The 10,962-nt window shown below is 40.7% G+C and carries 9 protein-coding genes; 1 reads left to right on the forward strand and 8 read right to left on the reverse strand.

Translation table 11 applies throughout. The features are described from left to right. Window positions 1-53: 53 nt before the first annotated feature. The 4 genes from AB1Z56_RS18760 to AB1Z56_RS18775 all read right to left on the reverse strand — a co-directional run bounded on the left by AB1Z56_RS18760 (window position 54) and on the right by AB1Z56_RS18775 (window position 6,086). Window positions 54-1,835, reverse strand: a complete 1,782-nt coding sequence (locus AB1Z56_RS18760; RefSeq protein ID WP_309365645.1) for an acyl-CoA dehydrogenase family protein — start codon at window positions 1,833-1,835, stop codon at window positions 54-56. A gap of 135 nt (window positions 1,836-1,970) precedes the next feature. Next, on the reverse strand, window positions 1,971-3,146 hold the full coding sequence (locus AB1Z56_RS18765) for an acetyl-CoA C-acyltransferase (RefSeq protein ID WP_088163166.1): 1,176 nt from the start codon (window positions 3,144-3,146) through the stop codon (window positions 1,971-1,973). A gap of 29 nt (window positions 3,147-3,175) precedes the next feature. After that, entirely contained in the window at window positions 3,176-5,605 is a 2,430-nt protein-coding gene (locus AB1Z56_RS18770; protein WP_309365642.1) for a 3-hydroxyacyl-CoA dehydrogenase/enoyl-CoA hydratase family protein, read from the reverse strand. Window positions 5,606-5,645: 40 nt separating this feature from the next. Further along, complete coding sequence (locus AB1Z56_RS18775) at window positions 5,646-6,086, reverse strand: MarR family winged helix-turn-helix transcriptional regulator (protein ID WP_075995002.1); 441 nt, start codon at window positions 6,084-6,086, stop codon at window positions 5,646-5,648. Between the two features lie 275 nt (window positions 6,087-6,361). Between AB1Z56_RS18775 and AB1Z56_RS18780 the strand changes: the two genes are divergently transcribed. Further along, window positions 6,362-7,324 carry an isopenicillin N synthase family dioxygenase gene (locus AB1Z56_RS18780; protein ID WP_309365639.1) on the forward strand — a complete coding sequence of 321 codons (963 nt, stop codon included), beginning with the start codon at window positions 6,362-6,364 and terminating at the stop codon, window positions 7,322-7,324. A 91-nt stretch (window positions 7,325-7,415) separates the two neighbouring features. Here AB1Z56_RS18780 and AB1Z56_RS18785 read toward each other — a convergent pair whose 3' ends face one another. The 4 genes from AB1Z56_RS18785 to AB1Z56_RS18800 all read right to left on the reverse strand — a co-directional run bounded on the left by AB1Z56_RS18785 (window position 7,416) and on the right by AB1Z56_RS18800 (window position 10,912). Then, window positions 7,416-8,171 (reverse strand): porin family protein, encoded by a 756-nt coding sequence (locus tag AB1Z56_RS18785; RefSeq protein ID WP_309365637.1) that lies wholly within the window; start codon window positions 8,169-8,171, stop codon window positions 7,416-7,418. A gap of 5 nt (window positions 8,172-8,176) precedes the next feature. Next, on the reverse strand, window positions 8,177-9,373 hold the full coding sequence (locus tag AB1Z56_RS18790) for a PCMD domain-containing protein (protein WP_309365635.1): 1,197 nt from the start codon (window positions 9,371-9,373) through the stop codon (window positions 8,177-8,179). Between the two features lie 143 nt (window positions 9,374-9,516). Then, window positions 9,517-9,879 carry an MmcQ/YjbR family DNA-binding protein gene (locus tag AB1Z56_RS18795; protein WP_309365633.1) on the reverse strand — a complete coding sequence of 121 codons (363 nt, stop codon included), beginning with the start codon at window positions 9,877-9,879 and terminating at the stop codon, window positions 9,517-9,519. Window positions 9,880-10,357: 478 nt separating this feature from the next. Further along, entirely contained in the window at window positions 10,358-10,912 is a 555-nt protein-coding gene (locus AB1Z56_RS18800) for a thioredoxin family protein (RefSeq protein WP_309365632.1), read from the reverse strand. Window positions 10,913-10,962 lie beyond the last annotated feature (50 nt).

Raw genomic sequence — 10,962 nt, forward strand, 5'->3', positions numbered from 1 at the left:
ATGGCCGAAGATTTCTCTCCGGCCATTAACCAAAACCAATAATCTATTATCAATCAAAAACAATATTTATTCTCATCTATCAATTTCTTTGCGATTCGCTGACGTGCATCTTTCACATTAAATGGCTGTGCTTTCGTGAATCTGCGCAAACCAACCAACATCATATTCAGTTCATCACCTTCACCAAAAGAATATAATGCTTCTTTACCGGCAGCGCTGATTTTATCAATAGCACCATACAGATAGATCAAAGCCATATCTTTTGCATAGTCTGCTTTATCAGATCCCGTATGCAGCAATTTTTCTGCACGTAACAAGACTGACTCGGTGATATAAACATACCCGATAATATCCGCAATATTCATGAGGATTTCCTCTTCTTTGGAAAGAGACATCATCAATTTTTGAACAGCTGCTCCCGCAATCAATAATCCAGCTTTTTTTAGATTTGCCACAATTTTCTTTTCTGCAGCGAAAGGCGCATCGTCCTCTTCACCGAAATCTGGAATAGCTAGAAGCTCTCCAGCTACAGCTTGGGCAGGTCCCATCAGATCCAATTCACCTTTCATGGCCCGTTTTAACAGCATGTCAACGACAAGCAATCGATTCACTTCATTCGTACCTTCAAAGATCCTGTTGATCCGTGAATCCCGATAAGCGCGTTCCATTGGCGCATCTGCTGAGTAACCCATTCCACCATAAATCTGGACCCCTTCGTCAACCACATAATCCAACATCTCCGAGCACCATACTTTGATGATAGCGCACTCAATTGCAAACTGCTCCACAGACTTCAATTTTGCTTTTGCTTCATCCATACCCCCAGCAATCAATGCATCGTAGGCATCATCAATATTTTGACCCGCGCGATAGGATGCAGACTCCACAGCAAACAAACGTGTTGCCATCTCAGCCAGCTTATAACGAATGGCTCCAAATTTAGAAATCGGCAGATTAAACTGCACACGTTCATTGGCATACTGCACCGCATGGTTGATCACCATACGTGCCGAACCGATCGTGGCAGCGCCCAGTTTTATACGTCCGATATTCAGGATATTTACAGCAATCTTAAATCCATTTTCACGATCAGAAAGCATATTTTCTACGGGAACGGCGCAATCATTGAAAAAGATCTGACGTGTTGAAGATCCCTTAATACCCAATTTATGTTCTTCGGGATTCATCGTGATACCTCCAAAGTCTTTCTCGACAATAAATGCCGTCAGATTTTTATCATCATCGATTTTTGCAAATACGATAAAGATATCTGCAAAACCACCATTCGTAATCCACATTTTTTGACCATTGATCAAATAATGTGTTCCCTCGGCATTTAATTTTGCCGAGGTACGTCCCGAATTTGCGTCCGATCCAGCATTGGGTTCTGTCAAACAATATGAAGCTTTCCATTCACCGGTAGCAAGCTTTGGAATATATTTCGCCTTTTGGGCATCATTACCGTAATACAAAATAGGCAACGTACCGATTCCCGTATGAGCAGACAATGCCACAGCAAAAGAAAAGCCACCACCTACCGCATCTGCAACAAGCATAGAAGTGTTGAAATTTTTGCCGAAACCACCATATTCTTCGGGAATAGAAACACCCAACATCCCCAGTTCACCGGCCTTATCCATCAAACTAGGCATAAGACCTTCCTCTTGCGCATCTATACGGTCCAGTTTGTTCAGTACTTCCGTATCCAGGAAATCCAAGCAAGTTTGACGAATCATTTTGGCTTCTTCATCAAATTCTTCCGGAATAAAAACTGCTGTATAGGGAGTCTCCCTAATCACGAACTCTCCGCCTTTAATTGCTTTATTTTCGCTCATTGTCTTTTTAGATTTGTATGGGCAGCAAAATCTTACTATGCGACGAACGCTGTCCACAATGTTGTTAAATACTTCTATTCGCTATGAGATCAAAGACCCATATTTTATTTATATTGCTGTTTTTAAAGACCTATTTTAGTCCAATAACTCAAAAATACCCGCTGCTCCTTGACCGGTTCCCACACACATCGTCACCATGCCGTATTTTTTACCTCTGCGTTTCAACTCGTTTAAGACCTGGACTGTCAATTTCGCTCCTGTACAACCAAGTGGATGCCCTAATGCTATGGCACCACCATTGACATTTACTTTCTCTTCGTCTAATCCAAGTTCGCGAATAACGGCTAACGATTGAGACGCAAAAGCTTCATTCAGTTCAAATAGATCAATATCTTCTTTTTTAAGCCCAGCTCTCGCCAAAGCCTTTGGTATAGCGTAGATAGGTCCTATACCCATAATGCGAGGTGGAACACCTGCCACAGCAAAACTAACAAGCTTTGCAATCGGTTTTACACCAAGTTCTTTCACTTTTGCTTCAGACATAACCAAAACAAATGCTGCTCCATCAGAAGTTTGTGAGGAATTCCCTGCTGTCACTGAACCATTCGCTGCAAAAACTGGCTTTAATTTTCCTAAAGCCTCCAGGGAAGTATCGGCCCGAGGACCTTCATCTGTATCAACAACATATTCGCGCGTTGCAATCTTACCGTCTTTCAGATAATTCTCTTTTACAGTGATCGGCACAATACCATCTTTCAAATGACCATTTTGAATGGCTGCAACTGCCTTTTGATTCGATTTAAGGGCAAAAGCATCCTGATCTTCGCGTGAAACATTGTAATCTTTGGCTACAGCTTCAGCAGTCAATCCCATACCCCAGTACCAGTCGGGATGCTCTTTTGCCACAACAGGATTAGGCACAATCTTCCAACCTCCAAAAGGCATTCCGGACATCACCTCTACACCACCGGCAATGATAACATCTGCCATCCCAGTCTTGATCTTTGCGACCGCTGTTGCAATGGTTTCTAAGCCTGATGCGCAGTACCGATTAACGGTTACTCCGGGGACTTTATCCGTATCCAATCCCATAAGTGAAATGAAACGTGCCATATTAAGCCCCTGCTCCGCTTCCGGCATGGCATTCCCAACAATGACATCATCTATATCTTCTTTATTTAAATTCGGTACAGTGGATACAAGATGTTTAATAACATCCGTGGCTAAATCATCCGCCCGCATAAAGCGAAATACTCCCCGGGGCGCTTTGCCTACTGCTGTACGAAATCCTGCTACTATGTATGCTTCCATGATTTTTATTTTTTCGTGAGTAGTGAGTTTTAGTTCCGTAAAGGCTTACCCTTGGTCAACATAAATTGAATCCTTTCAAGCGTTTTGCGCTCGGCACAAAGCTCAAGGAACGTTTTACGTTCAAGATCCAGTAAATACTGTTCAGACACTTCAGTCGGTGACGATAAATTTCCACCACACATCACCCAGCCTAGTTTTTCTGAGATCTTACGATCATAATCAGAGATATAATTACCTTCACGCATCGATGAAGCGCCCACATACACGATTCCTAATCCTTGATTTCCCAAAACTTTGATATCATTGCGTGGAGCAGGCTGAACATAGCCCTCGTCAGCCAATTCCAATGCCTTTGCCTTGGCATCCGCCAAAAGGCGGGCACGGTTCATGGTGATTGCAAATTTATCTTTCTGCAAATAGCCAAGTTCATAGGCTTCATAAGCAGAAGTTGAAACTTTCGCCTGGCCAATGGTCAGGAATTTATCTTTTAACGTATTTTGAACAATTTGATCCTCTTTAAATTCCTCCGAAGCACGCAGTGTAAATTCTTTAGTTCCACCGCCACCAGGAATAACACCGACGCCCAGTTCAACCAAACCCATATAGGTTTCGGCATGAGCCTGAACAAAATCGGCATGCATGGAGAATTCACAGCCTCCACCGAGCGTCATTTGAAAAGGCGCAACGACTACGGGAATTGAAGAGTAACGTAAGCGCATGGATGTATTTTGAAATGCACGGACGGCCATATTCAATTCATCAAAATCCTGTTCTACCGCCATCATGAAAATCATTCCGATATTGGCTCCAGCAGAAAAGTTTTTCCCATCATTGGACACCACTAAACCGCGATATTCCTTTTCAGCAAGGTCAATGGCTTTATTCAAGCCCTGGATAACATCGCCACCAATGGTATTCATCTTGGTATGAAATTCACAGTTAATGATACCATCGCCAAGATCAATAATAGAAACACCCGTATTTTTCCAGATTGTTTTACTTTCCCGAATGTGATCCAATACGATCAGATCTTCCGTGCCGGGAATAGCTTTATACGATTTGGTCGCAATATCATAATAGTGACGCACACCATTTTCAATTTTATAGAATGATTCACATCCCGCTGCCAACATCTCGTGTACCCAGGAAGCAACCTCCCCATCTTGACCTGGCAGTCTCTTTTCCTCCGCCTTAATTTTTGCTAAAGTCTCGCGAACACCTAGCGCATCCCATACTTCAAATGGTCCCAATTCCCAACCAAATCCAGCACGCATGGCATCATCGATCCGGAAGAAATCATCCGTAATTTCGGGAACACGACGGGAAACATATTCAAACAATGGATAATGCATGGCACGGAAGAGTTCCGCCGCTTTATCGCTTCCTTGTTCGTATACCTTCATCCGCTTGCGGATATCCTCTACAGGCTTGGTGGCTTCCAAAGTAGCGGATTTCACTTTTTGCTGTGAACCAAATTCCAGTGTTTTTAGATTTAAAGACAAAATCTCCGAATTACCATCGGCAGCTTTTACTTTTTCATAAAACCCTTTCTTGGTTTTCTCTCCCAACCATTTATTCTCTACCATCTTACTGATAAATTCAGGAAGCTGGAAAACGCCTTTGGCTTCATCTTCAGGCGCATTCTGCGCCAGCCCATTGGCAACATTCACCAAAGTATCAAGTCCTACCACATCGGCCGTACGAAATGTTGCAGATTTGGGATGTCCCATTGCAGGGCCAGTATATTTGTCGACCTCTTCAACGGTCAAACCAAGTGGCTCCACCAGATGAGTCACCGCCAGCATAGAATAAACACCGATACGATTACCAATAAAAGCCGGAGTATCTTTACATAATACAACCGATTTGCCCAGCATCTTATCGCCAAAGTGAAGAATAAAATCAACGACCTCAGGCTTGGTATGCGGTGTTGGAATGACTTCCAATAAAGGGAGATAACGCGGTGGATTGAAGAAGTGTGTACCACAGAAATGATCTTTAAAATCTTCACTTCGCCCTTCTGTCATTAAATGAATAGGAATACCAGAAGTATTGGAAGTAATCAATGTTCCGGGTTTACGAAATTGCTCAACACGCTCGAAAACAGATTTTTTAACATCGAGCCGCTCAACGACAACCTCGATAATCCAATCCACCTGAGCAATATCTTTTAGATTATCATCAAAATTTCCTGTTTTGATACGTTTGACAAATGACTTGCTATAAATTGGTGACGGATTTGTTTTTAGAGCCGTTTCTAAGGAGCTGTTGACAATACGATCTCGGACAATCTTACTCTCCAACGTTAGACCTTTGGCTTCTTCCGCCGGGAGCAGTTCACGCGGAACAATATCCAACAGTAAAACTTCAACACCAATGTTAGCAAAATGACAAGCAATTCGCGAGCCCATAACACCCGAACCGAGAACTGCCACTTTTCTAATATTTCTGTTCATCATAACATATTTAGTATGCACTTCTGTACATTTGGTTTAACTTCTAAACGATTACCTCTTCCTTGTAGCTCGTTGCCAGCTCATTGAGTTTTGCTAAAGAAGCAATCAATTGATCACGTTCATTTTCTGAAAAATTATCCGCTAGATATTGATTGAAATTACGGACCACATCTTTGGCAATTCTTCTTTTCTCCCGACCTAGTTCGGTCAAGTACACTTTTACAGATCTTTTATCCGTTTCACTAGTTTCGCGGTAAATAAATCCCAATGATTCCAAATTATTCAACACCCGAGACAAACTAGTTGTTTTAACTCCTGTCAAATTTGCAATCTGAGAAACAGGCGTACCTTCTTTATGAATATTAATCAAAATATAGCCTGCAGCCTGGGTAAAACCGTACTGTGAAGCAATTTGATTATATTTATTGGCAATTGTCTGCCAGCCTGTTTTTAAAAAATAGTCGATTGTCTGATTTTGGTTCATAAGCGTACTCACAAGTTATTTATTATGCTTGCATAACAAATATACTAGTTAGTAATTAGAATAACAAGCTCGAAAATATAAATTTTGTCATTTATTCGTCAGTATGGATCTGCCTCTATCTTTCTGCCCCACCCACTAGCAACGTGAAATGTGGAAAACTTTTAAACACTGAAATACAGCACAATAAAACAAAACACAAAACTTTTATTAACAAGTCCTGTTTAATAATCAAAATTAATTCCGTTAACTTTGTCCCGAACAAACATCAACATCGTATGGCTTTAGTAAACATACCTCGCTTGGACTTGCTACATTATACACAAGGAACCCAAGAACAACGAAATCAATTTATTCAAGATATTGGCAAGGCTTTTAACGAAACAGGCTTTGTAACGATTGCTAATCATGGTTTATCAAAAGAACTGATTGAGGAATTATATCAAGTAGTTCCTGAATTTTTTGGTTTGCCGACCGAGACCAAGGAAAAATATGAATTTCCGGAACTTGCAGGTCAACGTGGCTATACAGCAAAGGGAAGAGAAAAAGCCAAAGATTCGAAGACCCCAGACTTAAAAGAATTTTGGCAACGTGGTCAAACGATCGTTGGTGAAGAATATTCCAAAGTTGATTTTCCAGATAATCCTGAAGTAGCTGAAATTCCCCGCTTTAATGGTGTTACAGCTGAGGTTTATAAAAAGTTAGAGGATACGGGCCGTGACTTATTGAAAGCGATTGCAACCTACCTTGATCTGGAAGAAAATTACTTTGAAAAATTTGTTATCAATGGTAATTCTATTCTGCGTGCGATCCATTACTTCCCAATCAGTGATCCCGATGCCTTAGCTCCCGACGCTGTACGTGCAGGCGCCCACGAAGACATCAATCTCATTACCTTATTGATCGGTGCTAGCGCAGATGGTCTTGAGGTATTGACAAAAGATGGTGAATGGTTCCCTATTAAAGCCAAAGGTGAAGATATCGTTATTAATGTAGGCGATATGTTGCAACGTTTGACCAATAATAAGCTGAAATCAACGACACACCGAGTTGTAAATCCTCCACGTGAAAAAATGGGCACTTCTCGTTTTTCTATTCCATTCTTTTTGCATCCAAAATCTTCCATGAGCTTAGCTTCCCTAGACTCTTGTATCGACGCAGAGCATCCAAAAGTCTACGAAGACTATACTGCTGGTCAGTATCTGGATGAACGCTTAAGAGAAATTGGATTAAAAATGTAATACTTACCATCATTTAATTTAAGTGATCATAACAGCATAAAAAAGTAAAGGCCGATCTTAGAATCGGCCTTTACTTTTTCGGATCGTTAGACTATTTCAATCGATAACCGACGCCAACATTCATAAAAATATTATGTAAACCAAAACTGATGCTTTCAAATCCGGTTTTCATAATATTATTGAAGCCATAGTCAAACTGCGCTAAGGCAAAAAACTTTTTATCGATCGCATAGTGGGCTCCCAAACTCATGCCAACATCAATACTCCTGACACTCTCCGCGAAGTCATAATCGGCATTATCAACAACAATTTTATTTCCTGTAGGCTGTTCATGCCTAAGGTACCCATTGTAGGCCTCACCATAGAACTCCTTCTTCACCGCGAAGGAGATATACGGACCTGCCTGCACATTCCAACGATTTGAAAGCTGATAAGTCGCCTGAATCGGCACAGACAGATACAGATTATGCACTTTGGTTGTAATATCACCCGTATAATAACCTCTCAGCTCCTCTTTTGCATCATTCACAGCATTGAATGTCGTCTTATATCCCTTAACACTCGCCTTCGTATCCATCCCCTTTCCTTCGAAGGTTAACCCCAAGGATACTCCCCATTTGGGATCAATATGATAATTTGCTCTTGCTCCAACAAAAAAAGGAACATTAGGATTATAACTTTTAATTTTTCGGATTTCACGCGGCAATGATAGCGGTGCCGCCCCACCGATCTTACCGCCCACCATCACATCGAAGTCCAATTTACTTTCATCTGCTGTATTTTCCTGCGCATTTGCAATAGATCCGATCAAAACCATCGCAGTAAGTGCGATTGTATATTTTATCATTTTCATTATTTCTTCGTTACAATTTTGAGATCATCTACCGTTAACTTGCTTCCGACGGCCCCAATAAAATTATCACCATATTTACTTGAAGACATCACAATAGCGATATTGTAGTCCAAGTTAGCTACATCAGCGTCACTTACTTTAGCCGTATATTTAAACGGCAATGTAAACTTGACAAAGCCATCTGCCGCTGTTGCGCCACCATTTTCTAACCTAGCAATAGCCACAATGCTTGGATCTTTTAAAATATTGTGCCCCGTCAAATAGGATACTTTCTTCTTCGGATCAGGCTCGGAATCCATCAGCTGCTTGCGATTATAAAACACCGCATAGATATCGCAGGAATCTTTGATATTCACAGGCTTCATGTTTTCATCGGTCACGTTTGCTCCAGGACTATACTTATAGTAACCTTCCAGAGCTAAGGGTATCTGGTTGAAAGGAAGACCAAACTGCGTTGCCGACAGTGGATCTGTCAATACTGGACCGGTGTCAAATGTTCCGATAAACAGGTTTCCTGCTGCAATAGGTTTTTTAAACATCGCTCCAAAAGCACCAGTCAGCTTCGTCTCCAATAAGGCTGCTTTCGTTCCTGAATGTGCATCCGACGTCGTCTTGGTAGGATATGACTCAGGTTCTTTTTTCCCTCCTCCTAAACTCAGTGTTAAGGAAAAACTTGGGTTTCCGGAAGCCCAATTGTAGAAATCCTGACCGTCAATTTTATTATAAAAAATAGTGTATTTATCATCTTTATCGATCGCGGTATCCTCAAAACCATACTCCGTTGGCACAAATCCACCGTCTGTTTTGACAATTTTAATCAGATAGTTCTTTGTAAACTGATGATCTTCGGACGTAACCTTATAGTACACCCCGTCTTTTAGTAATTGATCCACAAAGGCCTTATCAATGTTTTGCGTTCCTGCAGGCATTTTCAAAGAATCCTTTAAAAGTTCAATGGATGCTCCAGGAGTCAGATCAAAAGTCATATTCAACTTAGTCAGATCATCAATTTTAGGTTGAAGATAAAGCGTAACTTGTGTATTTGAGATGACCGGATTCAACAAAAAAACATCTTCATCTGCATGCACTCCAACAATATCTGCTTCCATATTAAGCGCTTCTTCCTTTATACAACTTCCCAAGCCGAGAAGAAGTATAAAACAAATTACCCACGAGTAATTTCGTGTTCGTTTCATAAAAATAATATTTAGTGTAAATTTAATGATCAAAGCTATCGAGCGACGCATTGATTTGGCAAAGCTACCATTCCTAGTCTCAAAAAGAGTCATTTTAACGCCCTTTTCTCATCGAGCAACTAATTATTTACACGCAAAGCAACCTAGAGTCCGCCGATTTCTTGCTTGGTCTTACTGGGCAGACTTTCAACAATCAGTTGATAACTATGCAAAATCAATTCTTCCAGTTTTCGGTCATTAAGTTCCCGATTGGCAATAACTGTATTCCAATGCTTTTTATTCATATGATACCCTGGCAGTATTGTATGTTCATATCTTTCACGCAGTTCAACGGCTCGTTCCGGATCACATTTCACATTAAACCGCAACTCATCAATCTGATCCAGCCCGACCAATAAAAAAATCTTGCCACCAACCTTAAATACCAGTGTATCCGGACCAAATGGCGTTTCTTCCATGACTGGCCCAATAGATAAACAATATTCTCTCAGATCTTCAATGTTCATATTTTTTTTGTTTTAATTATCTCCAAATTAAGCTAAATGCCCACAATAAGCTGGACAATAATCTATATAAAGCTAACAAAAAACAGTGGGTCGTTTTAATTTATTTTTTTAATGGCTGTACGTTAAAAACAGACAAAAAAACACAAAAATCAATTAGCGGATGAGCAAGGGTAAAGTATACAATCGGATTATATAACAAAGAGGACAAATTCGTGATTCAGTCGGTTTATCATCGGAGTTCCGACGGAGATTAAACGGAGCTTATTCGGTTACGACCGAACGAGCTCCGAACAAGCACCGAAGAAGTACCGAACAAGCACCGAACAAGCACTGAGTAATCTCCGAAAATGATACCTATGTCTTATACTTGTAAAGCGGTCGAAATTAGCGCTCGTTCGATACAGCTTATTATCAATTTATCCCGTAGGAAATAATTCATCTGAATAGACAAAAGGCCGTTAAATGCAGCAGCACACAATTATTTCTCTAGCAGTGTCTGGATTTCTTTTTGGATTTCGGCTCCTTTATCAGCATTATACCATTTTTGAATCTCCTCTTTGATTTCGGAGAAATCTACGCCCTGTTCTTTCAAGTTTAAAAACAGTTGCTGACAGGCTTTGGGTCTTGGTCCCCAGACAGCCAAATCTTGTCCAGCTTCATTACGGATCACTAGAATCGGAATAGATTTACCACCGTTAGTTAAATAAGAATCGATCAGAAATGGAGCACTGTCACGCAGTTGGATATCCACGGTGATATTGGGATTTTTTGAGGCCATCTTCGCCAACATAGGCACCGAATGCGCTGCATCCCCGCACCAAGGTTCAGTAATAATGATCCATTGTTGCTTTTCAGTAATTGACTCCACAAATTGTTCAAAAGTCGACGTTGGTTCAAAGCGTTTTAACCAACGGCCCATTCTTGTCCAGTTCATTTTTGTGTACTGATAATATTCGTCATCTTGATAGGTAGGGTGATTCTCAGGATGATTTAAGATATCTTCGAATTGTTGCAAATAATTTTCAAACGTCATAACATCAAATTTGTGCAAAGGTAAATTTTACTTCCAACTTTCTCAAAAAA

Origin of the sequence: Sphingobacterium sp. WOUb80 (assembly GCF_050058145.1) — a bacterium.
Classification (GTDB): Bacteria; Bacteroidota; Bacteroidia; order Sphingobacteriales; family Sphingobacteriaceae; genus Sphingobacterium.